The organism is Sphingobacterium zeae (genome assembly GCF_030818895.1).
In the GTDB taxonomy this organism is placed as follows: domain Bacteria; phylum Bacteroidota; class Bacteroidia; order Sphingobacteriales; family Sphingobacteriaceae; genus Sphingobacterium; species Sphingobacterium zeae.
Window position 1 is genome coordinate 3,856,492 of record NZ_JAUTBA010000001.1, and the last position, 23,339, is coordinate 3,879,830.

Below are 23,339 nucleotides of genomic sequence, written 5' to 3' on the forward strand. Positions count from 1 at the left end.
ATTTACAACAGTTGATAGTTAAAATCCTATGAAGTTTATAAATCATACGAAAATTGCGCTAGCTTTATTCTTAACCGTGGCAAATAGCGCTTATACCAAGGCGAATCCGGACGAAGGAATGTTTCCACTAAGTGAATTAAATAGGGCTGGGTTGAAGAAAGCTGGACTAAAAATCAGTGAGAAAGACATTTACAATCCTGGCCAGGTCGGTCTGGTAGATGCCCTTGTTCAAGTCAGCGGATGTACAGGATCATTTATTTCCAATCGTGGACTGATCATAACCAACCACCACTGTGCCTTTTCGGCTGTTCAACTTGCCAGTACAGCAATAAACAATTACCTGAAAAATGGTTTTGTCGCGCAAAACCAAGAACAAGAAATTGAAGCTAAAGGATTAAAAATCAGAATCACCGATTCTTACGAAGATGTTTCAGCCAAAATATTGAATGCTGTGGCCAATATCAGCGATCCTGTAGAACGCATCAATACCATCAAACGTAAACAGCAGGAACTGGTTAAACAAGCTGAAAAAGAGGATCCAACCATTAAAGCTGAAGTGTCGGAAATGTTTATCGGAAAAAGTTATGTGTTATTTCGCTATAAAACGATCGAGGATGTTCGTCTAGTTTATATTCCCCGTCAAAATATCGGCGAATTTGGTGGAGAAACAGACAACTGGGTATGGCCTCGCCACACGGGAGATTATTCTTTTTTGAGGGCATACGTAGACAAAAACGGAAAATCTGCTCCTTATTCAAAAGATAACGTTCCTTACCAGCCAAAAAAACATCTTAAGGTCAATCCAAATGGCGTACGGGAAAATGATTTTACTTTTATACTCGGCTATCCCGGAAAAACATTCCGCCACCGCCCGGCTCAATATATTCGATATCAACAAGAATATCTTTTACCTTATGTATCCAATCTATACGACTTCCAAAATAGACAAATGGAAGAAGCTGGAAAAGACAATACTGATATTGCATTATCCTTGGCCACTCGTATAAAACGCAATGCCAATGTATTAAAGAACTATCGTGGCAAACTCAAGGGTTTAAAAGGTATCGACCTGCTTTCGACAAAAAAACAGGAAGACGAAGCATTGGCGGCCTTTATTCTAAGTAAGCCCGAACTTAAAAATAAATATGGAAACCTCCTTGCTGAAATTGACGCTTATTACCAGCTGAGTGATCAAGATGCGCTAAAGGAGCTTTGGATCAACAACATTTACAACAGCACGAGCCTATTGAAAGTCGCTCGCGATATCAACATGTTGAAATCCTTCTTGGCCAAGGAGAAGTCACCCCAATCGGCCAAACAATTGTTCGATCTCAATATCGAAAAATTAAAAACGGCTCTCAACGAAACTTACGAAAGTTATAATAAACAGGCCGATAAGCGGATTTTCGCTAAAATGTTGGAAGATGCCGTTGCCTTTCAGGGCAAAAATCAACTTGCCTCTATTCAGAAATTGCAATTCAACAATGAAAAAGCGCAGCAGTTTGCGACTGAAATCATTCAGAATAGCAAACTTGGCGATCAACAATATGTACTGAATACCGTCTTGACCAATGCCGATGCGCTTCTAAAATTTAACGACGAATTATTGGATTTTCAGGATAAGCTACATAACGATATCGTCGAGTACGCGGCTGAGCAAAAAAGACGCGAAGGAGTACTCAACAAATTAATGGGCGATTATGTCGCTGTTAAGGAAATCTTTCAGGCCAAAAACTTTATTCCGGATGCAAACTCTACCTTACGCTTGACTTATGGTCATATCAAAGGTTACTCTCCTGCTGACGCAACCTATATGAAACCGTTCACCACAATCGAAGGAATCATTCAAAAAGGAAACCTGGGCTTGCCTGAGTTTGACTATCCAAAAGAAATCAAAACAGCTTATCTCAACAAAAATTTTGGACCTTACCTGCAAAAAGATCTCGGATCTGTCCCTGTCAATATTTTATATGATATGGATACGACCGGAGGAAATTCAGGATCTCCAATTATGAATGCCAATGGCGAATTGATCGGCGTAAATTTTGATCGTGCCTATGACGCAACAATCAATGATTTCGCCTGGAACGAAAGCTATAGTAGATCCATCGGCGTAGACATACGTTATGTCCTTTGGGTTGCCGATAAAATTGATAATGCACAGTTCATTCTAAAAGAAATGGGTATTTAATACGCACTGAAACAAGTCTAAAAAAATCCGCTGCATCAACTGATGTAGCGGATTTTTTGCTCTTCCCCGATACGTTGACATCAACACCTGCGTGAGTAGCTTACTTTCATATCGGAATGACTGTCCGCTATTCCGCTGCTTGCAGTAATGGTAAGAAAACTTGTTTTAACCGCAGTAAGCCGCTGTTCAAAATATCCCTTGAACAGGCAATATTTAGCCGGATAAAGTTGTCGCTCCCTTTTCCGTACATTGCTCCTACGTTAACCTGAACATGCACTTCTTCCAATAACAACTGTCCCAATTTTCGACTTGAAACGCCCAGAGCACTACAATCTATCCATACAAGATAGGTGCCTTCCAAAGGAAGTACATGCAAAGCCGAAAGATGCTCAGTCATAAAATCTTTTAAATACAAATAATTGGCGTGAATATAATCTAACGCCTGATCCAACCATTCCCCACCCGATTCATATGCGGCGATCAAACCTGTTATGGCGAAGGGGCTTACACTGCTAATCTCATTCGCAAGAAAAGCGAGCTGGACCTTCTTCTTGAGCTCAGGATCTGCTGCAACGACCGTAGCAACCTGTAAGCCTGCCAAGTTAAAGGTTTTGCTCGGCGCAATGCACGTAATTGAATTTGACAAAAAGGAAGCGCTGATGCTTCCAAATGGAATATGCGTATAGCCATCAAATACCAAATCACAATGAATTTCGTCTGAAATAACAAAAACATGATGCCGCAAGCAGATATCTCCTAAACGTTCTAATTCCGCTCGAGTCCAAACCCGTCCTGCGGGATTATGGGGGCTGCATAAAATAAATACCTTAACTCTCGGGTCGCTTGCCTTAGATTCGAAATCCTCAAAGTCGATGCTATACTGCCCATCATGATACTTTAAGTCATTCGATACAACCTCCGCCCCATTACGTTCAATAGCGGAAAAAAAACAATGATAGACAGGTTCCTGAACCAGAATCTTGTCGCCAGGAGCGGTGAGTGCTTTAACCAAAGCCGAAAGTGCCGGTACAACACCAATAACCGGGAGCAGCCATCCCTGCTGAAGTGCGAATTTATGTCGTTGAAAAGACCAGTTCATAATCGCCCTGTAAAAGGCAAAGGGAACCGAAGCATAACCATATATGGCATGCCTAACCCGTTCTGAAAGTGCATCTACGATAGGTTGTGCTGCAGGAAAATCCATATCTGCCACCCAAAGCGGAATCAAATCTTCGTAGTTCTGCTGATTCCATTTAACTGAATCCGTACCACGACGAACAATTGTTTTGTCAAAATTATAGATCATACAGCAATTTAATGAAAATTAGAAGGCATTCGAAAGAAAAGGAATATAAAGTAGACTTAGATTTAAAACACGAGATAAAATGAATTATAACAGGATTAGCTTGGTGTAAAAAAACACTAAAAATCGTGCATCCTAACCCCTCATAAAGCATTATCTTTATATCAAACAGAAATGATAACAATGGCAAAAGATAGCTTTTCATTTAGTGCAAGATTAAAGAGTTTTCGCTATGCTTTCAACGGAATAAAGACAGCTTGGCAGGAGGAACACAATTTCAGGGTGCACAGCGTAGCAGCTGTTATCGCCTTAATTCTCTCCATTATACTTAACATCAGTGTAAACCAATGGATTGCCGTGCTATTATCCATAGGATTCGTGTTCGTCTGTGAGCTCCTCAATACCGCAATGGAAAATATAGCAGACTTTACTTGTCACGAGGAAAACCCAGCCATAAAAAAGATTAAAGATGTAGCCGCAGCTGCTGTGATGATAAGCAGCATCACAGCATTATTAGTCGGCCTACTAATTTTTATTCCAAAGCTAATCTCATTTACCCTCAGATACGTTACTTAAACGGAATTTTTCATCAAATGCCAGCTTGTTTACATCAACAAAAGACATTTTTCCAGCTTTTTCTTCCATTGCACCATAACCTTCTAGTGCATACTCCTTGGACACTTTAAACGCTACCTCACGGACAGATTCCTGTCCCTCAGAAGAAAAGGTATAATCGGCCAATAACAGATCGCCTTTTAATTCCCCTTCAATATGTCCCGTGTTACGGTCTTTTTCCTTCCAGGCATAGCTTAAATCACCATGTATCTTCTCCCCGTCGACAACGACTGCCAATGAAATTGTATCGCCATTTTTAAGGTATTGATAAGTACGCTTTCCGGTAGAAGATATCGAACCTTCCAATGGTCGAGCATCATATACAGCAGTATCCCGCTTCGTTGAAGACTCCTGGTTTTTCTTTTCTTGGTGGCAAGCAGTGCTACACAGCAATAGTATAAATCCAAAATTGATTATTCTCATATTGTATTTTTTATTTACACTATAAAGAGCAATTCAACATAAATTTTGTTTTAAATAACTAACATTTAGAATTTTAAAATTCACAAAACAAAAAAATGTAAACATTGTTTATCTATTATGGAATAAGCTATTAATATTACCGATAATCTATTAAAAATAAACAATTTAGTAACAATAAAATTATCGAAGGCTGGTTGTAAAGCTAATTTTTATTAGTAAATTGTACATGATAAAATTCAGGAATTCTTAACCAATATTAGTATGAAAGATGTAAGCTTTAAGAAATTTGATAGTGGATGTAATTCACTCACAAAATTGTCGATTGAAACAGACTTAGCTATTATTGTTAATGAGCAAGTTGGAACTTCTCCAGAATCCAAAATTGAAAAACTCAGACGCTGTAAGGAAGAGTTACTGAAAAGCCTATGGTTTGTTCAACGTCAATATTAAGATAATATTTCTTCCAAATTCTACTTTAACAGACAATGCCCTCGAAGCTGATTTTCGAGGGCATTGTCTGTTTCTTGACCAGTTTCTCAGCAATAACTAAAGCGACTTTAAATGCTTATAATTCGACTTAATGGTATCCCATACTTCTTCAAAATTACCCGATAACATCAACTTAGCCATGCTTTCTGTCATGCCTTTCATTTGGCTAAATGATATTTTTGGGGGCATGGCAAGCGCATTCGGATTGGTATAAATATCCAGCAAAACGGGCTCATCGGTGATGTTGAGTGCTTCGTTAAGTACCCTATCCACATCTTCGGGCTGCGTTACTGTAAATGCGCGGATACCCATCGCCTGCGCAATGAGAGCAAAGTCGGGGTTCACCATATTGGTTTCCTGGTCTTTCAAACCTGCCACCTGCATTTCCAACTTGACCATACCCAGTGAGCGGTTGTTGAAAACAACGATTTTAATGGGTAAGTTATATTGCTTTATTGTTGCGAGATCCCCCAGTAACATAGACAGTCCTCCATCACCACAAAATGCAATTATTTGGCGTTTGGGATGTGTCAATGCTGCTCCAATAGCCATCGGCATAGCGTTAGCCATAGAACCATGATTGAAAGAGCCCAACATAATGCGGTCCTTGCGCTGGTTAATATAACGCGCTCCCCAAACACAGCACATTCCTGTATCCAGTAAAAATACAGCATCATCACTGGCCTTCTGATCAATTGCATGGGCAACAAATTCAGGTTGAATAGCACATTCGCTACCCCGATCGTCTACATAAGTCATTAAATCTTCTTTCACCTTCGCGTAAGATTCCAACTGCTTATCTAGAAATTCCGTGTCGGCCCGCGCCTCTACAAAGGGCAATACAGCTTTTAAGGTATGTTCGATATCTCCTACCAACCCATAATCTACTATAGATCGCCGTCCTAGCTTCTCACCTTCAATGTCAATCTGAATAATGGTTTTATTCGTAGGTATAAAATCCTTATAAGGAAAGTCGGTCCCTAGAAGTAGAATAAGATCGGATTGATGCATACTTTGAAAAGCTGAAGCCATACCTAGGAGTCCGGTCATACCAATTTCGTTGGGGTTATCGCGCTGAATATCCAACTTTGCTTTAAATGAATAGCCCACTGGCGCGTGGATCTTTTGCGATAATTCAACAATCTGCCTTTGCGCTTTCCTTGCACCGACACCACAAAATAAAGTCACTTTTTCGGCCTGATTGATATACTGTGCCAAACGACCGATTTCCATGTCCGAAGGTCTCACCTGAGGCTCAGTAAAAAATACTTTCGACGATGTATTCATATCGACCGCCTCCATTTCAGAGACGTCCCCAGGGAGCCCGATAACAGCAACATCACGTTTTGATATAGCTTGCTGCAGCGCATTCTGAACCATGCGCTGCACCTGCTCAGGTCGGGTGATCATTTGATTATAGCAAGAACAATCATCAAACAATTTGATTGGATTGGTTTCTTGAAAATAATCTGTTCCAAACTCGTATGTAGCACACGTTGACGCAATCACGAGCATCGGTACACGCGTCTTGTGGGCTTCATACACACCATTGATCAGATGCACATGCCCCGGTCCACTACTACCCGCGCAACAAGCAATCCCGTGTAAATCTGCTTCAGCTGTTGCGGCAAATGCTCCAGCTTCCTCATGTCTTACATGTATCCATTGCATCGTTCCATCGGCGTGGACCGCTTCGTTAAAAAAATTTAAACTATCGCCTGTTACGGCATAAATACGCTTAATTCCCGCATTTTTTAAGAGGTCAACAATCTGATGTGCTACATTTTTCATACGCATAATATAATTTTAGAATGTAATCAAGCGATTTGTGCTGTTTAGCCAGTCGCTACATGTTAACAACAATATTATAGGGGTAATGGTTTTTCAATTTCCGCGGGCAATATCATATTAGCTATTTGCCGCTTAGTCCGATTTACTGGGACAGTGCATTCACAAAATTCTTTGCTTCATTGAGGTCGTTATTCCAGTCTGCATAGCGTTTAGCTGTATTGAGTTTTGCAATTTTTGCATTCAGTTTCGTTAAATTAAGTTGATCATTTGATTCCTCCAACATTTTGATTAGCATATTCACTTTTGTGTAGTCTTGTATACCCTCCAGCATGCGCTCATAGCGGATTGAACTTCTTCCCTGTGGATAAACTATATAGGTATCTCCTGCTGGCCAGGTGCGAAACCTGGAGTCACGCAGAGGATCTAGCACCCATGAATTAAAAGCCCAGCGCAAAGCGCCATCGAAGCCAGCTGCTAGGGCATACCAAGCCATATAGGTAGATTCAGCGGGGTCGGAGAACGTGAATTGATTTGGAAATTCGTCAGAACAACACACATAGAATGTCGTTACATACCCCTTCTTTCTTCTATCAATAAAATCTTGATGATCAAAAGGATCCCCAGCAGCGACGCTGATATCGATACTTTTGGGATAACGCTGGTAGCTTTTGTGGTTATCTGCAAACGCGATGTTAAATTCAGGAGTGACCTTTTCCAACAAAGCGACGGCAGCATCCATTTCCTCCCGGCTCCTCTCATCCATGGCAATATTGGTTATCTTCAACCAGCCTCTCTCACGTAGATGTTTACTGAAATCTTTTAAGAAAGGCGACCATAAGGCTTCGAATATCTCTGTTCCCGGCTTTGCTGTAACATTGACCAATTGTTTTTTTCGTTCGTCAAAATAATGAAGCTCGTTATTCCATGGCAATAGAGAATAACAGTTGATCTCCTTACTGATCCCCAGATCCATCATAAAGGTGACCCAACGGTCAAATACCGAATAGTCGTAAGACCAAGATCCATCCTTACCCTTTTTCCAGATGATCATATCGGCGTAGGGATCATAGGTCTGTACATTCCAGGGATCTTTATTGAGCGTAGCTGTAATGACCTTCTGCCCTGCTGCCGCCAACTGCATCATCGTCGGTCTCAAAGTCTCAAAATGTGCATCGCTCCACATCTTCACCTTGTTCACGCGCGCAACTGCCGAAGGATGTTGCCACTGATCCAGATGGTAACTCCACTGAGACGCGGGAGGCAGCACATGGTTTTGAACGATAACGGTCAGCTGCAGCTGCTCTTTCACGATACCATTTTGATGAATCGAGAGTGTTGTATGGTAATTTCCCCCCGTTACATCATTGGGCACTTTGACAGTAACCCAGACAGGACGCACTTTTTTTGCTTCGAGATCGTAACTTTTGAGGTTATCCAACATATCTGCAGAAAGCGAAGCCTTAAAATCCGCTGGTTTACGGTACCCACATCCACTCGCAAATTCGTCCGTCATGACATACCGCACAAAGCGCGTCTGTACCACATCGCCAGGAATCGATTCACCGGTGGTGGACTTTAAATCCGCCGCAGAAACAGTTACATGAGGTGCAGCAGCGGAAGTCCATAGAATAAACTGAACGGAAACCTGCTCGCCTTTCCAGGCGTATACCGTTGCTGCGCGTTGGGCAGTCAAATTGGGATTTAGGGATTTGGGATAACGTTTATCAATAGATACAAAGGAAGCGTGTAATCCCTCTTCAACATTCGACCAATCGGATAATGTATCTTTTGTTGGATCGGCCATTTCCGTAAAGGTTGGTGCAGGATTGAAACGCTGCTGGGCCATCCCCTGATGATTACTACAGAGGAGGATGAAAACTAGGGTAATCGTAGAATAGAATGTAGTTTTAGGCATAACAGTTATAGTTAATAAATAGAGTTAACAAAACTTTAGCAAAGCTAACAAAACGATTAATAATTCATCGAAAAGTCCTTTCTTAAACCTAAAATTTCAATTATCAATAATTAGCTTTGTTCGAAAATTTCAGAAAGCGCCGTATAAAGCTCTGGATGATGTTGTTTAAATTTTTCTGGATTTTCAAAGAAATATTCCGATGCAACAGCAAAAAACTCTGCTGGATTTGTCATTCCATACACATCAATGTCCGATTTATTGGCTTTTATATTATCAATTTCTTTTCTTATTAAGTTCATAAAAGGTATTACAGAAGCTTTATCCATTAATTGCGTTGGAATGCCGTCTACTGTGCCATCGGTTTTGTCGAGGAGATGAACAAATTCATGAATGGCGGTATTCTCTCCGTCATTTGCATTTCTAAATCCATACTCCAAAGCCGACTTGGACAAAATCATCTGTCCGTTCATGGCACCTTCCCCGACCATACCCATAATATGGCGATCGGCGTGTCCTTCAAATTCATAAGCTGTGTTGAACTGCGAAGGATAAACCATAATATTCGTTAGGTTTGGATAGGTCCATTTTTTAAAGGAAAATATAGGTATAATCGCACTCGCAGCAATCATCATATAATCTTTCAATTCAATCTCTACACCCACACCTTCCACTTTTACCGTATCCAAAAAATTTAGACAGCGCGATTCAAATTCCGCTCGGTCAGCAGTGGACAATTTGCGGTAGTAGGCAACTTCTCTTTCGAGAATTTCCTTACCTTCGTCACTCAATACACGTGTGATGGCTTTGCTATTTTTGGCCGTACGATTTAGCAGGTAATACACGACATAAATCGTTACAGGTATAAGCAATACGATGAACAGTTTTTCTAACATATTATTTGATCTGTATCCATTTGGGATCCCGATCTTGCAAATTACGCAAAAAGCCTTTAAAATGTGAGGTTCCAAATAAGATTAAAATCTTCTGTTGCGGAGCATCAGCCACTAAAGAGGCAAGATTCTCTTCCCTTTTTTTCATGATAAATTCTTTATCAAATTTGTTTTTTAACGCAGTCTTCATGGCCTTACAGGAATAAGGCTCATGCAATGGCGTTTTAAAATCACATGCATCCAGATTGATGGTACCATACAGGTATTCAAACTCGTCAAGTAATTTATTTTTTGGAATATCCGCATTCACGGCTGTCTCATAGTTTACTCGAAAGAATGAATAATCGGGCTGACTAATAATTCGCTGCCCGAGCTTACGGTACATGGGCGCCCGAAGTACTCTTGAAGTATCTCCAGGTGTTTCAATGCATTGCTGCAATCCAAGCCGATTGCCGGTCAACTTTCTGAACTTGCGGTCATAAAGATCGCGTTGCGCAGCGCTATCTACCTGATAGGCTATACTTTCGTAAAAAACGACATATCCTGATTTTTGAAGAGAATCGACGGTGTTTTGGATATGATCATAGTATACCCGTGTGCCCAAATGCCGCATCGGAATATAAATCACCGTCCTGTTGCCATTCCGAAGCTCAAATTTACGCGCGGCATCGCGCAATACGCCAGTCCCCTGCACCATCAAAGACGTATCGCAGTTCACCAGGGTAAACAAAACAAAAAAAAGGGAGATAATCTGTCTAAATCGCATACTATTTTATGATATTATATGGTCCTTAGCAAAGACAGTACCACGTCACATAATTTTCCACTGGAGGTAAAATATGTACGGGCGATTGCTTTTAAGAGACATCTATAAGTATAACATAAAGTGATACGACTAAATTACCGCCCTTGTACACTAAAATTTAGCTGGACGTCAATCCTATCGTCGTACCGTTTGGAATAACCGCATTCTTCTTAACGACCACGATGCCATCACAAATGGTATAAGTAGCGTGGTTAGCATTTAAGAGATGCGGGCCGCCATTAATTCGCACATCATTGCCAATACGGCAGTTTTTATCCAAAATCGCATTTTCGATATAACACCGCTCACCCACACCTACTACGGGAACATTTTTCCGCTTGGCCTCCTCCATATCGACAAGATCTTCATAATAATCGGATCCCATCATATAGGTGCCTCGCACCACAGATCCTGTCCCGATACGCGAACGAACCCCAACAACCGAGCGGTCGATCTTATCAGCCTGAATAATACATCCATCGGAAATAACCGAATTGATTAATGTTGTTCCCGATATTTTTGACGGTGGCAACATTCTCGGACGTGTGAAAACCGTATTTTTGTCAAATAAGTTAAAGGCTGGGATATTATCGGTCAAACCAATATTCGCTTCATAGAAAGACCCTATTGTTCCAATATCAGTCCAATAGCCCTCAAATTGGTAACTCAGCACCCTATGGGTTTCGATCGCATCCGGAATAATTTCTTTACCAAAATCCATCCCTTCATTTTCCTCGAGCATACGCTTGAGCACGCTCTTAGAAAAAACATAGATCCCCATGGACGCCAGGTATTCTCTCCCTTCACGCTTTAAATGATCGCTCACTTCGGAATTCCAATCCACCAATTGCTCCGTCTTCGGTTTTTCGATAAAAGAAGTAATGTGATTTTTTTCATCAGATTTCAGAATCCCAAAGCCCGTCGCGTCTTTTCCATTCACAGGAATGGTCGCAATCGTCAGATCACCCTCATTTTCGACGTGGAAGTCTACCAAGGCATCAAAATCCATTTGGTACAACTGATCGCCGGATAAGATCAGTATATAATCATAATCAATGCTCGCCAACTTGCGGAACGAGCGACGTACCGCATCGGCTGTCCCTTCAAACCATTTGTCACCATCGTTGGTCTGCTCTGCAGCCAAAATATCGACAAACCCCTTACTAAAAATACTAAAGTTATAGGTGTTTTTAATATGAGAGTTGAGCGATGAAGAATTGAACTGAGTCAATACAAAAATCTTATTGAAACCCGAATTAAGACAATTCGAGATGGGAATGTCCACCAAACGATATTTCCCTGCAATGGGAACTGCTGGTTTAGACCGCTGATCGGTCAATGGATACAGACGTGAGCCCCTTCCCCCGCCCAAGACGATAGCTACTACATTGTGACGTGACATATCAAATTACATTATTTGGTTATATAGACTTATATATTTTGCAGCAGATTTATCCCAAGAAAAATCCAAGCGCATCATTTTACGTTGATTCTCTTCAAACTGCTTTTTGCTTGCGTAAAAAGTGGTAGCACGAATAATAGCTTCCGTAATTACAGGTATTGTCAGACCGTCAAAACCAACACCATAACCGTCGTTATCAAGATCAATTACAGTATCTCTTAGTCCGCCCACGCGATGCACAACCGGCAATGTGCCATATTTCATAGCATAGAGTTGGTTAAGCCCGCAAGGTTCCACCCGGGAAGGCATTAAAAGAAAGTCCGCACTCGCGTACAGCCAATGTGCCAGGTTTTCATCATAACCAAAGAACACGTCCAAATTTTCTACGCCAGCATCAACGAGCAATTTCACACGCGACTGGATCGCAGGATCTCCGGCACCTAGTATAAATATACCTAATCTACCTTGATATTTGGCTGTTAATTCCAAAATTATATCCGGCAGTAAATCAGCACCTTTTTCAGTGGCAAAGCGGCCAATAAAAACGAGCAATGGCAACTTAGGGTCGATGTTATATTGCGTTGCCAAGGCCTCTTTATTTTTCAATTTACCCGCAAAAGCTTGCTTGGCATCATAATTCGCGATTAGCGTATAGTCAGTCGCAGGATCCCATATCTCCCAGTCGATACCATTGACAATTCCGACCGATTTATCCCGCTCATCATAAAAAAGCTGCTGCAAACCATTTGCTTCTACATAAAGCTCTTCCAGATACCCTTCAGATACTGTGGTATACGCATCGCAACATTTGATCATGGCGGCAAGTGGGTTAATTAAACCATCCCAATCCAACAGCCCCCATTTCCAGCTATCGTAAGCAGGTAATAAAACTGCCTTGTTCCACGTAGTCCAACCTTGGTATTGCCCATTATGTACAGTAGCCACAGTTTTTACATCGGCGAGATGAATGTAGTCATGGCTATATTTCATCAAAAAAGGTATTAAGCCGACATGATGATCGTGACAATGCACGATATCAGGCCGTATAGCTTTTTCCTTAAACCAGCTTAATACAGCATGCTGAAACGCCATAAATTGCTCCCCCTCATCCGCATAGCAATACACTTCCTGACGATCGAGTTTGCCTGGAATCTTGATTAAATAGAGCCCAAATCCAAGTATATCCTCTGCCTCCTTGTACACAGTAAAGTTCAACAATTCGGATCCTTGGTAAAAAGAACCCTCGTGAACAACCGTAAAAGCGTGATCCCGAACAAACGGGCGGTCATACCAAGGCATAACGACTGCTGCTTCCCAACCAAGTTTGGCCTGATACTTGGGCAGTGCCCCTACGACATCCGCAAGCCCGCCAACTTTGGCCACGGGATAACATTCTACACTTAAGTGAAAAACTTTCATTAGAATAAGTCCATATTTTATCTGTGTTAAAGGCAAAAAGCTGCCTTCCTATTAGTTGTAACAACGCATTATAACGAACCTGAAAATCAATACCAAGTTCTTATCTAAATCTACACTTATTCCATTACATAATTTTTTGCGCGCTGTGCTAAACAGCGCTAACAGCCTTTTCTTCCGCCGAATTGACACCCTTTAGTTCTTTCTTCCTTTGAAGAACATAACCACCTAATGGCGGCAAATGAACTTGAGCAGATTGTAGCTGATTCATCCAATGCAGGTGTTCAGTATGAATATTTGGCTGATGAATTCCTGAGCCGAAATAGATCAAGTCATCAGAATTGAAAACCACTTCCCATTCTCCAGCATAAGGCAGACCTATGCGAAAATGCTCGCGAACAACGGGTGTTAGGTTCAGCACAACGACTGTATCATCCCACGCATCAAATCCCTTGCGCCAATAGACCACGACTGAATTTTCACGGTCGCCTGCATCTATCCAATCGAAGCCTGATGCTTCAAAAGCTTTTTGATAAAGGCTCGGTTGCACCTTATATAAGGAGTTCAGCTCTGCTACAAATTGTTTCATACCCTGATGCGGAGCATAGTCCAAAAGATGCCAATCCAGCGATTTATTAACGTTCCACTCTGCCGTCTGTCCAAATTCGCCCCCCATAAACAATAATTTTGTTCCTGAAAAAGTATACATGAAGAGATACAATGTGCGGAGATTGGCAAATTTCTGCCATTCATCCCCGGGCATTTTATAAATCAGCGAATGCTTTCCATACACCACCTCATCATGCGACAACGGAAGCATAAAATTTTCGTGAAAAGCATAGACAGTTGCGAAAGTCAGGCGATCATGATGATATTGACGATTAATCGGATCCTCCTTAAAATAATCCAACGTGTCGTGCATCCATCCCATCATCCACTTCATACCAAAACCTAGGCCATCCGCATAAGTAGGCCTGCTCACCCCAGGCCAAGAAGTAGATTCTTCAGCGATTGTCTGCACATGTGGAAAATGACTATATACCGCCTCGTTTAGCTCTTTTAAAAACTGTACCGCTTCTAAATTTTCATTGCCACCATATTCATTGGGAATCCATTCTCCCGCACTTCGGCTATAATCCAGATACAACATAGACGCAACAGCATCTACCCGAAGGCCATCAATATGAAAACGATCCAGCCAGTAAAATGCGTTACTGATCAAAAAAGACCTTACCTCATTGCGGCCATAATTGAAGATATAGGATTGCCAGTCAGGATGAAAGCCTTTCCTTGGATCTTCGTGTTCATATAGACTGCTGCCATCAAATCGATAAAGACCGTGAGCATCACCCGGAAAATGAGAAGGCACCCAATCCAACAACACCCCTATACCTGCTGCATGAAGCTCTTCAATCAAATACATCAAGTCCTGTGCTGAGCCATACCGCGAGCTTGCAGCGAAATATCCTGTGATCTGATATCCCCAAGAAGGATAATAGGGATGTTCCATCAATGGCATAAATTCCACGTGAGTAAAATTCATCTCCTTGACATAAGAAACAAGCTGCACGGCTATTTCCCGGTAATTCAGCAAAGTCTCAGGACTTTCCGGATCGCGCACCCAAGATCCTAAATGTACTTCGTAGACAGACCACGGTTGATCCAATCTGTTTTTAATGACGCGCTCCTGCATCCATTCCTTGTCTTGCCATGCGTACCAAGTCGAATGTACCAGCGACGCAGTCCTGGGTGCAACTTCCCATTTGAATGCAAATGGATCGCCTTTTTCAAGCTGTTCGCCCGAATAGGTCTGAATAACATACTTGTATGCCTCACCATTAGCTAGGCCAGGAATAAATCCCTCCCAGATTCCGCTGCCGTCCCAGCGCACATAAAGCGCATCACGCTCTTTATTCCAGGAATTAAAGTCGCCGGAGACAGCAACAGATTTTGCATTTGGAGCCCAAACCGCAAAATAAACGCCTTTCTCACCGTTGACTTCCAGTTCATGTGAACCGAACTTTTCGTATAATTTAAAGTGCTTACCCGACTGGAATAAGGCGACATCAAATTCAGAAAATAGACTATGCGGAATTACTTCATTGGCCATGTTTAACCTTCTATCAATATATTATCAAATTCACGTGCGACATTAATCCAATATCGCCCCTTTTCATCTTGTTGTACTTTTGTTTCTATGCCATCCGTCTTAACTCGTTTAATACAGAATGGCAAGCCAATTAATTGTAATTTATATTCTTCGTACCGTTCAGTAAATAGACCATCTCTGGTTTGCTTGATCGATAAAGAATCGTTGAGTCCAGATACCGTAAAGCATTTTTCGAGATAAATATCCTGCTCGTAGGCAAAAGTGTCGCCGTGGTCCGAATACACATACGAACGCGTCACCCCATCAGCGAAGTAAACATTGAGCTGTAGCTCTTCAATCTTCTTTTCACCAGTATATTGCATCACTGGATATTCCGGAATCACAGATCCCCCACGAATGAAGATCGGCATTTCGTCGATTGGCGTAGCGACAGTATGCTCTTTACCGCCGGCATACACTCCGTTATCGAAATAATAATACCAACAACCTTCCGGCAGATAAACAATTTTACTCTTTTGTCCCGGTTGCAAGACCGGAGATACCAATATCTTATCTCCAAAACAGAATTCTTCTTCACGCTCCCAGTTTGTTGGTATATGTTGCTCAACCATAGAAATTGGACGCAGTATCGGATAACCATATTTGGTCTGCTCCCAAAAGCAGGTATAGATATACGGCAACAGCTGGTAACGGAGTTCAATAAATTTCCGGTTAATCTGCTCCCAGTCCTCCCCGAAACTCCACGGCTCGCGATCCCGCGTATCGCCGGCGGAATGCACACGCATAAACGGTGAGAAAACACCAAATTGCATCCATCGCGTAAACAATTCTCCGTCTGGTTCGCCTGTAAATCCACCAATATCCGTCCCACAAAACGACATTCCGGAAGTTGACAATCGCTGCAACTGTAAAGTTCCTAATTTGAGGTGTTCCCAACTAGCCAGATTATCACCCGTCCAAACTGAGGAATAGCGCTGCGTACCGGCATAAGCTGCTCGGGTAATGGTAAATGGGCGCTTGTTTTTATACAGTTTCTTTAAACCATCATACGTTGCGCGCACCATCTGCATACCATAAATGTTATGTGCTTTACGATGCGATCCCCTATGGCCGTCGTATTGATGGCGAACGTCATCTGGGAATGTTCCCCGACCAAATACGGCCGGTTCATTCATATCGTTCCAGAAACCCGCAACACCATCTTCCACAAGCCCCTGATACAAAGTACCCCACCATTGCCTAACTTCCGGATTGGTAAAATCAGGAAATTGACAGCGTCCCGGCCAAACAAATCCTTCCATAAAATAATCATCTCCTCGGCGACAGAAATACCGGTTCTCCTTTCCTTCTCTGAACACCCAATAGTTCTCATCCACCTTAATTCCTGGATCGATCATCACTACGGTTTTAAAGCCATCATTTGCCAAATCACTAATCATACTTTTTGGATTTGGAAAGTACTGCTTATTCCATGTAAAACAGCGATACCCTTCCATATAGTCGATATCAAGATAAATGGCATCACATGGAATCTGCCGATTTCTAAATTCCTTAGCGACCTTACGCACATTGGCTTCCGGGTAATAACTCCAGCGACACTGATGATAACCGATTGCCCATAATGGTGGCAGATAATGTGTGCCAGTCAACGTATGATAACGACGGATAACATCGATAATACGCGGACCATGGATATAATAGTACTGCAGCTCTCCACCTTCAGACCAAAAGCTCGTTTTCCCCGGGTCTTCGGCAGCAAAATCGAAATATGTTTTAAACGTATTGTCAAAAAATATTCCGTAAGCTTCCCCATCTTTTAAACCAATATAAAACGGAATAGTTTTATAAAGTGGGTCCTGATCGTAAGCAAAAGCATAAGTATCTGAATTCCAGTTTTTAAGTCTTTTGCCTCTTAGATTCAATTTGGTGGCCTTATCACCCAGACCATAAAAAGCTTCATTTGCGAAGGCTACCTTGGTACTATAGACGTAATAGCCGCCAAAATCTGGGTTTTCCTCCCAATGCATTGGTGCCAAATCGGCGTTAAACAGCTTACCGGAACGATCTGAGAACGATATTAAAAAGTCATTTTTATTGATCTTACAGGAAATCGTATTGGTCTGGACCAGGTAATGGCCTGTCTCTTCCTCACATTGATGAATGCTTACTCGGTGATCTTTTTTTGCTAATGCATAGGAGAAGTCTTCCAAAAATGTTCCCTCGGGCGCGAGCCGTACCCGCACGATCTCGTCGGTTACAATCTTAATTTCTACCTTCGCTTTGCTGTCGGAAAAATAATAAGATTTATCATTCTGACTATGGTCAACTATAGTCTCTAGGTATTTTTTCTCAATTTTAGGTAGGTCCAATACTGGATTATTCACATGGTGCATACTCTCCAAAGTACCATCATATTCCTCCTCATTCAGTGTGGTTTGATTTAGGTTGTCGTCTTCAAGCATAGTTGTAATATGTTAAAAAGTTTCTGAAGGCTTAATTCCTCTTTAAGATAGAAAATTAATCCTGCGTCGACAACAAAACATAAAAAAAAATCCCGCTAATTTCTTGTAAGCAGGATTTTTTATACGAATTGTGGTCAAGTGACTACAGCCTATTTCACAAAATGTGCACGCAGCATCCAAGCCATTTTTTCATGCTTTTCCAGTAAAACCAACCAAAAAGTCCTCCGTACCATTATCTGCGGTCTGTTCAACTGCCGCAAGATCGGCACGAATTGACATCGCAATAGCTTCATGATCAGCTAACAATTCCTTGTAATAAGAAAGGCTGTCTGTCTTTTCAGAAGTCGACTCCGTTAAACGGGTCAACTTTAAATATTTGTCAAAGGTGCCAACGGCATAATGACCCAGTGTACGCACACGCTCTGCAACCTCATCGATTACTTCCGCAAGTTCATCGTATTGCGACTCCAAAAATAGATGAGCAGCATGAAAATCCGCGCCCTCCACATTCCAATGCGCATTACGTGTCTTCATATAGACAACATGTTCATCTGCCAAAAGCACATTTAGCAACTTGGCGACTTTTTTCAAGTCAGCATCTTTAATTCCAATTGAAGTTTTCATTCTGTATATTCTTTTGTTAACTATATGTTTTAATTGCTTGATTAAATCTACCGAAAAATGCGATAAAAACAAAAAATACTGGGGTCAAATTCGAATAAATTATCGTACCGCCAATTGACATAAAAAAAACGATCAAGCAACTATTTAAGACATAATATTGTATTTTTGCCGACATATTTATTTTGAGGAAACGCCCCAGACCAAATGGAAAACAACACGTATTTTCACACATTCAAACAGGATATTTCAACAATTGAACTTCCGACACGATTTACCTTTCCATTTTGTTATGAGCCACACCCTCTTGCCGCGATGGCGGCACAAGAACTTCAACATTACATTGAAAAGCAGAACGAATGGACACACAATTTTGGCTTGGATAGCACTGGAGAAGGACTTCCTATTGGAAAAATGTTTGGCGTTTTGGTGGTTAAAAAGGAGGATGAAGAAATTGGTTATCTTGCCGCTGTTTCCGGTAAGTTGGCCGGAAGTAATAAAAACCAGCATTTTGTACCGCCGATTTTCGATATGCTCGAAGATAATAGCTTTTTTCTAAACGAAGAAGTACTTCTTAATGCGCTGAATCGAAAAATTGAAAACCTCGAAGCAAGTGCCGAGCTGGAAAATGCCAAGCGTAACCTTGACCTGTTAAAAAGTGAATGGGGAGAGTCACATGACGCGCTTAAATCGAAATTGAAGGCGCAAAAGAAGAACCGAAAGGAAACACGCACCCTATTAAAACCCCGCTTATCGGATACAGATTATGCATTACTCATGGAAGATATGCAACGCCAGAGTTTAAAAGACAAACAACAGCTTCAGCGCTTTCAGTATGAAATGCATATCGCCATGAAACAGGAGAGCGATCACCTGCAAGAATTGCTATCGACGATTGCGTCGCTTAAAGAAGAGCGAAAAATACGCTCGGGCAACCTTCAAAAGCGACTTTTTGAACAATATAATTTTCGCAATGCAAAAGGGCAAAGCAAAAATGTAGTGGATGTGTTCCAAGATTTTGACAACACAACGCCCCCAGCTGGGGCCGGAGAATGTGCCGCACCGAAGCTTTTGCAATATGCCTATGAAAACAAGATGACACCAGTCGCCTTAGCCGAATTTTGGTGGGGCTGTTCCCCTGCCTCCGAAATACGCAGACACAAAAACTACTACCCTGCTTGCCGCAAAAAATGTGAACCAATTTTAGGATATATGCTCGAAGGCTTGGTCGTAGATCCTAATCCCATGCAGCAGGAAACTACATTGGCGATAGAACTTCCTCAAATTTACGAAGATGAAGATATTATCATTATCAATAAACCCGCTGAATTTCTGTCTGTACCTGGCATATATGTTAAGGATTCAGTCTACAATCGCGTTCTCCAACGCTATCCTGAAGCGGGTCCGATTATTATCCACCGCTTGGATATGTCCACATCCGGTGTGATGATAGTTGCCAAAAACAAAGCGTCCCATAAATTCATTCAAGATCAATTTATACAGCACACCATCAAGAAAACATATATTGCTTTGCTCGATGGCATTATCGAAACGAATTCGGGTTTAATCGATCTACCCCTGCGCGTTGACTTAGCGGATAGGCCCCGACAATTGGTCTGCTATACCTACGGCAAACCGGCACAGACAAAATGGGAAAAAATGGCAGTCGAAAATAATCAGACAAGAGTTAGATTCTATCCGCTGACAGGCCGAACCCACCAACTTCGCATGCATGCTGTGCACCCAAAGGGATTAAACACACCTATCGTCGGCGACGATCTGTATGGCAGAAAAGCCAATAGACTACATTTGCACGCCGCTTCTATTACTTTTATTCACCCCAGTTCAAAGCAAGAAATGACCTTCGAAATTGACCCAGATTTTTAACATTACTGACTATATCGTTACAAAAGTCAATAAATAGGACAGCGGAAAATCATCGCCAAGTCAAAATCGAGTGTTAAAATTAGTACCTTAAATCAATAATTCGATATAAATATTTAATAAACAATATTTTACACCAAAAAAGCACGCAATTGGTTACTGCTATTATATTACAATAAAATTTTAATTATTCTTAATTTTTTATTTCCTTTGTTCACTGATTTTTTGATTTTAATACCTATAAAGTCAAAAATAAAGTTGGAACAAGAAAACAATTTTGAATTTTCAAGATTATAGCAATATAATGAGAGCTAACATAGACGCAAAGACCTTCATAACTAAACTCTTTTTTTCGATAACACTCGTGCTAACGGTATCTTTGGCGCTTGCCCAAAATAAAACTGTTACGGGTATCGTTAGAGACGCAAAGACCAAGAGCCCTATACCGTACGCCACCGTCGCTGTAGTAGGTGCTCCAGCTTCTGCCGGAACCACGACATCGACCAACGCCAATGGTGAATTTAAACTTGTCTTTCCGACATCTTATGTAAAAATTAGAGCAAGCTATATCGGTTATGACAGCAAAGACGCTTTTGTAACGAATGATGCAACGCAAACAAAAGAAATTTTAATGGATCAGCAGGACAATATGCTGGAAGAAGTTGTTGTCAAGGCCAAAAAGAAAAAATATAGCAACAAAGATAATCCTGCCGTTGCACTGATCCGAAAAGTCATTGAGAATAAGGAAAAAAATAGACTTGCAGGTCAGCAATATGCGCAATATGACCAGTATGAAAAAATGTCCTTAGGATTAAGTAATCTTTCGGAAAAATTTGTCAATAAAAAGATTTTCAAAAACTATCAATTTCTTTTCGAAACAGACGATTCGGCTAAAACAGCCAACAAATATGTCTTGCCAGCTTTCATCGAGGAAAAGATCTCAAAGGTCTATTATCGTAAAGACCCAAGCAAAACTAAACAGTATATCTTAGGGGATCAGCGCGCACAATTTGATCCTAAATTTATTGATAACGATGGTTTGACAGCTTACTTCAATAAACTTTATGAACAAGTCGATATTTATGATAACAATATCTCCTTGGTTACTAATCAGTTTTTGAGTCCAATTGCCAATTCAGCACCCACTTTTTATAAGTTTTTCATTACAGATACGATAAAGACCGTGCAACCCTGGGTAGTCGAATTAAGCTTTTTCCCACGTAACAAAGCAGATATGCTGTTCAAAGGTCAACTCTATGTGACACTGGATGGCAACTATGCTGTTCAGGGCGCCAATATGACGGTTGCTGATGATATCAACTTGAATTTTGTGCGGGATCTTCAGATACAACTTAAATTTGAGAAAGATAGCAAAAGCCGCTTCTACTTAAAAACAAGTACGCTGGGTATCGATTTTTCGTTAACGGAGAAAGGTATGGGAATCCGCGGCAGCCGGACGGTGGATTACAACAATTATAAAGTAGGCATACAACAACCCGACAGTATCTATGATGGTCCGTCAACGGTAATCGCCTATAATGTTGAAAACAAGAAAGCAACAAAGACTTTATTTGAAACACAGCGCCCACTTGCCCTTGCGCAAAACGAATTGAACATCTATCATAACATTGATACCTTACAAAAGATTCCTTCATTCCGTACATTCATGGACATCGCCGCGCTGGTACTTTCCGGTTACAAACAGGCGGGTCCGGTTGAAATCGGTCCTGTGAATACGTTCTATAGTTTCAATCCCGTAGAAGGTTTCCGTTTGCGTGTCGGCGGCCGTACCACAGAATCGCTGAGCAAGCGTTTCTATGCTGAAACTTATGCTGCTTATGGGTTTAAAGACCAGAAATGGAAATATTTTTTCAGTGGAACCTATGCCTTCAATAACAAATCTGTCTATTCTTTTCCTATGCACTACATCAGGGCATCTTATAAAAAAGACACCAAGATTCCCGGACAAAAGCTCGAGTTTATTCAGGAAGACAACTTTTTGCTCTCTTTCAAACGCGGGGATAATGATCGATATATCTATGAGACAAATTATGGTTTAGAGTACAAAAAAGAATTTTTAAATCACGTGGCAGTTGGAGCGGCTTTCAATATTAACAGACAAACGCCAGCCGGAAGCTTAACCTACCAAATGATTGATGCCAATAACGAGAGCAGGTTATTTAACGAATTGAATTCAACAGAATTGTCCGTTAATTTTAGATATGCCCCTCACGAAGAGTTTTATCAAGGAAAGATTTATAGAACACCTATTTTCAATCAATACCCAATCTTTACATTCAACTATACCGCGGGAATAAAAGGCCTGGCTAAAGGTGAATATAATTATCACAACTTCAATGTTGGCGCCTTTAAGCGATTCTATTTTAGTCAATTTGGATTTGCAGACGTCACAGCTGAGGGGAATTATATCGCAGGGAAAGAAATTCCATTCCCTTTCTTAACAATTCACCGCGCCAACCAGACGTATGCTTATCAATTGAATTCGTATAACCTGATGAACTTCCTTGAGTTTGTCAGTGACCATAACGCATCATTAAATGTACAGTACTACATGAATGGTTTTCTTTTGAATAAGATTCCGTTGATCAAAAGGCTTAAATTACGTGAGGTATTTAGTTTCAAAGGGGTATACGGCGGACTGCGCAAAGAAAACAATCCTGACGACCCTAATTATGGTTCAAAAGTATTTAGCTGGCAGCACAATTCGGATGGTGTACAAAGCTCTTACACCTTCGGTTCACAACCTTATATGGAAGCCAGTATCGGTCTCTCCAACATTTTCAAAATATTGCGTGTAGACTACGTAAAACGGCTGAATTATCTTGATCACGTCGATGCGCCAGCTTGGGGAATTCGTGCCCGTGTCAGATTTGACTTCTAATACTTTTCCTAATCTATCGAATACAAAGAAGCCTTGACCATTTGCATGGACAAGGCTTCTTTTTTTGACCAAAGCTTACATCTGCAACCCAGCAGAACCGCCCCATTTATCAATAAACTA

General features: G+C 41.2%; 16 protein-coding genes. 5 read left to right on the plus strand and 11 right to left on the minus strand.

Annotated elements, in window-relative coordinates; genetic code table 11:
- Positions 1–28 precede the first annotated feature (28 nt).
- Positions 29–2,191: a S46 family peptidase gene (locus QE382_RS16275; protein ID WP_307186837.1), complete on the plus strand. Its 2,163-nt coding sequence runs from the start codon at positions 29–31 to the stop codon at positions 2,189–2,191.
- 127 nt (positions 2,192–2,318) lie between these two features.
- Here the strand turns inward: QE382_RS16275 and QE382_RS16280 are convergent, their stop codons facing one another.
- Positions 2,319–3,497, minus strand: a complete 1,179-nt coding sequence (locus tag QE382_RS16280; RefSeq protein WP_307186838.1) for a MalY/PatB family protein — start codon at positions 3,495–3,497, stop codon at positions 2,319–2,321.
- 180 nt (positions 3,498–3,677) lie between these two features.
- Between QE382_RS16280 and QE382_RS16285 the strand changes: the two genes are divergently transcribed.
- Positions 3,678–4,070 (plus strand): diacylglycerol kinase family protein, encoded by a 393-nt coding sequence (locus tag QE382_RS16285; RefSeq protein WP_307186839.1) that lies wholly within the window; start codon positions 3,678–3,680, stop codon positions 4,068–4,070.
- Here QE382_RS16285 and QE382_RS16290 read toward each other — a convergent pair.
- Positions 4,044–4,532 carry a hypothetical protein gene (locus QE382_RS16290; protein WP_307186840.1) on the minus strand — a complete coding sequence of 163 codons (489 nt, stop codon included), beginning with the start codon at positions 4,530–4,532 and terminating at the stop codon, positions 4,044–4,046. The genes QE382_RS16285 and QE382_RS16290 overlap by 27 nt on opposite strands.
- Positions 4,533–4,793: 261 nt before the next feature.
- On the opposite strand from QE382_RS16290, the gene QE382_RS16295 reads away from it, so the two are divergent.
- Positions 4,794–4,982, plus strand: coding sequence for a hypothetical protein (locus QE382_RS16295; RefSeq protein WP_307186841.1), 189 nt, complete (start codon positions 4,794–4,796; stop codon positions 4,980–4,982).
- 96 nt (positions 4,983–5,078) lie between these two features.
- On the opposite strand, the gene QE382_RS16300 is transcribed toward QE382_RS16295, so the two are convergent.
- The 9 genes from QE382_RS16300 to QE382_RS16340 all read right to left on the minus strand — a co-directional run bounded on the left by QE382_RS16300 (position 5,079) and on the right by QE382_RS16340 (position 18,436).
- The gene (locus QE382_RS16300; protein WP_307186842.1) at positions 5,079–6,812 is read right to left on the minus strand and encodes a thiamine pyrophosphate-dependent enzyme; all 1,734 of its coding nucleotides are present in this window, start codon (positions 6,810–6,812) and stop codon (positions 5,079–5,081) included.
- Between the two features lie 142 nt (positions 6,813–6,954).
- Complete coding sequence (locus QE382_RS16305) at positions 6,955–8,727, minus strand: DUF4091 domain-containing protein (RefSeq protein ID WP_307186843.1); 1,773 nt, start codon at positions 8,725–8,727, stop codon at positions 6,955–6,957.
- A 110-nt stretch (positions 8,728–8,837) separates the two neighbouring features.
- The gene (locus tag QE382_RS16310; protein WP_307186844.1) at positions 8,838–9,620 is read right to left on the minus strand and encodes a M90 family metallopeptidase; all 783 of its coding nucleotides are present in this window, start codon (positions 9,618–9,620) and stop codon (positions 8,838–8,840) included.
- 1 nt (position 9,621) lies between these two features.
- Positions 9,622–10,383 carry a hypothetical protein gene (locus QE382_RS16315; RefSeq protein ID WP_307186845.1) on the minus strand — a complete coding sequence of 254 codons (762 nt, stop codon included), beginning with the start codon at positions 10,381–10,383 and terminating at the stop codon, positions 9,622–9,624.
- 157 nt (positions 10,384–10,540) lie between these two features.
- Positions 10,541–11,824 (minus strand): glucose-1-phosphate adenylyltransferase, encoded by a 1,284-nt coding sequence (locus tag QE382_RS16320; protein ID WP_293955199.1) that lies wholly within the window; start codon positions 11,822–11,824, stop codon positions 10,541–10,543.
- A gap of 6 nt (positions 11,825–11,830) precedes the next feature.
- Positions 11,831–13,243, minus strand: coding sequence for a glycogen synthase (locus tag QE382_RS16325; RefSeq protein ID WP_307186846.1), 1,413 nt, complete (start codon positions 13,241–13,243; stop codon positions 11,831–11,833).
- Positions 13,244–13,391: 148 nt separating this feature from the next.
- Positions 13,392–15,350: a 1,4-alpha-glucan branching protein GlgB gene (gene glgB, locus QE382_RS16330; RefSeq protein ID WP_307186847.1), complete on the minus strand. Its 1,959-nt coding sequence runs from the start codon at positions 15,348–15,350 to the stop codon at positions 13,392–13,394.
- Positions 15,351–15,352: 2 nt separating this feature from the next.
- Positions 15,353–17,812: a glycoside hydrolase family 31 protein gene (locus tag QE382_RS16335; protein WP_307186848.1), complete on the minus strand. Its 2,460-nt coding sequence runs from the start codon at positions 17,810–17,812 to the stop codon at positions 15,353–15,355.
- 189 nt (positions 17,813–18,001) lie between these two features.
- The gene (locus QE382_RS16340; protein WP_307186849.1) at positions 18,002–18,436 is read right to left on the minus strand and encodes a Dps family protein; all 435 of its coding nucleotides are present in this window, start codon (positions 18,434–18,436) and stop codon (positions 18,002–18,004) included.
- Between the two features lie 204 nt (positions 18,437–18,640).
- Here QE382_RS16340 and QE382_RS16345 point away from each other — a divergent pair, with 204 nt between their 5' ends.
- Positions 18,641–20,320 carry an RluA family pseudouridine synthase gene (locus QE382_RS16345; RefSeq protein ID WP_307186850.1) on the plus strand — a complete coding sequence of 560 codons (1,680 nt, stop codon included), beginning with the start codon at positions 18,641–18,643 and terminating at the stop codon, positions 20,318–20,320.
- A 301-nt stretch (positions 20,321–20,621) separates the two neighbouring features.
- A complete protein-coding gene (locus QE382_RS16350) occupies positions 20,622–23,219 on the plus strand; it encodes a DUF5686 family protein (RefSeq protein WP_307186851.1) in 2,598 nt (865 codons plus the stop codon).
- Positions 23,220–23,339 lie beyond the last annotated feature (120 nt).

What these genes read in the sequence shown, in the direction of transcription:
- QE382_RS16275 (WP_307186837.1), top strand. Translation starts at nt 29, where the DNA reads ATGAAGTTTATAAATCATACGAAAATTGCGCTAGCTTTATTCTTAACC.
- QE382_RS16280 (WP_307186838.1), bottom strand. Translation starts at nt 3,497, where the DNA reads ATGATCTATAATTTTGACAAAACAATTGTTCGTCGTGGTACGGATTCA.
- QE382_RS16285 (WP_307186839.1), top strand. Translation starts at nt 3,678, where the DNA reads ATGGCAAAAGATAGCTTTTCATTTAGTGCAAGATTAAAGAGTTTTCGC.
- QE382_RS16290 (WP_307186840.1), bottom strand. Translation starts at nt 4,532, where the DNA reads ATGAGAATAATCAATTTTGGATTTATACTATTGCTGTGTAGCACTGCT.
- QE382_RS16295 (WP_307186841.1), top strand. Translation starts at nt 4,794, where the DNA reads ATGAAAGATGTAAGCTTTAAGAAATTTGATAGTGGATGTAATTCACTC.
- QE382_RS16300 (WP_307186842.1), bottom strand. Translation starts at nt 6,812, where the DNA reads ATGAAAAATGTAGCACATCAGATTGTTGACCTCTTAAAAAATGCGGGA.
- QE382_RS16305 (WP_307186843.1), bottom strand. Translation starts at nt 8,727, where the DNA reads ATGCCTAAAACTACATTCTATTCTACGATTACCCTAGTTTTCATCCTC.
- QE382_RS16310 (WP_307186844.1), bottom strand. Translation starts at nt 9,620, where the DNA reads ATGTTAGAAAAACTGTTCATCGTATTGCTTATACCTGTAACGATTTAT.
- QE382_RS16315 (WP_307186845.1), bottom strand. Translation starts at nt 10,383, where the DNA reads ATGCGATTTAGACAGATTATCTCCCTTTTTTTTGTTTTGTTTACCCTG.
- QE382_RS16320 (WP_293955199.1), bottom strand. Translation starts at nt 11,824, where the DNA reads ATGTCACGTCACAATGTAGTAGCTATCGTCTTGGGCGGGGGAAGGGGC.
- QE382_RS16325 (WP_307186846.1), bottom strand. Translation starts at nt 13,243, where the DNA reads ATGAAAGTTTTTCACTTAAGTGTAGAATGTTATCCCGTGGCCAAAGTT.
- glgB (WP_307186847.1), bottom strand. Translation starts at nt 15,350, where the DNA reads ATGGCCAATGAAGTAATTCCGCATAGTCTATTTTCTGAATTTGATGTC.
- QE382_RS16335 (WP_307186848.1), bottom strand. Translation starts at nt 17,812, where the DNA reads ATGCTTGAAGACGACAACCTAAATCAAACCACACTGAATGAGGAGGAA.
- QE382_RS16340 (WP_307186849.1), bottom strand. Translation starts at nt 18,436, where the DNA reads ATGAAAACTTCAATTGGAATTAAAGATGCTGACTTGAAAAAAGTCGCC.
- QE382_RS16345 (WP_307186850.1), top strand. Translation starts at nt 18,641, where the DNA reads ATGGAAAACAACACGTATTTTCACACATTCAAACAGGATATTTCAACA.
- QE382_RS16350 (WP_307186851.1), top strand. Translation starts at nt 20,622, where the DNA reads ATGAGAGCTAACATAGACGCAAAGACCTTCATAACTAAACTCTTTTTT.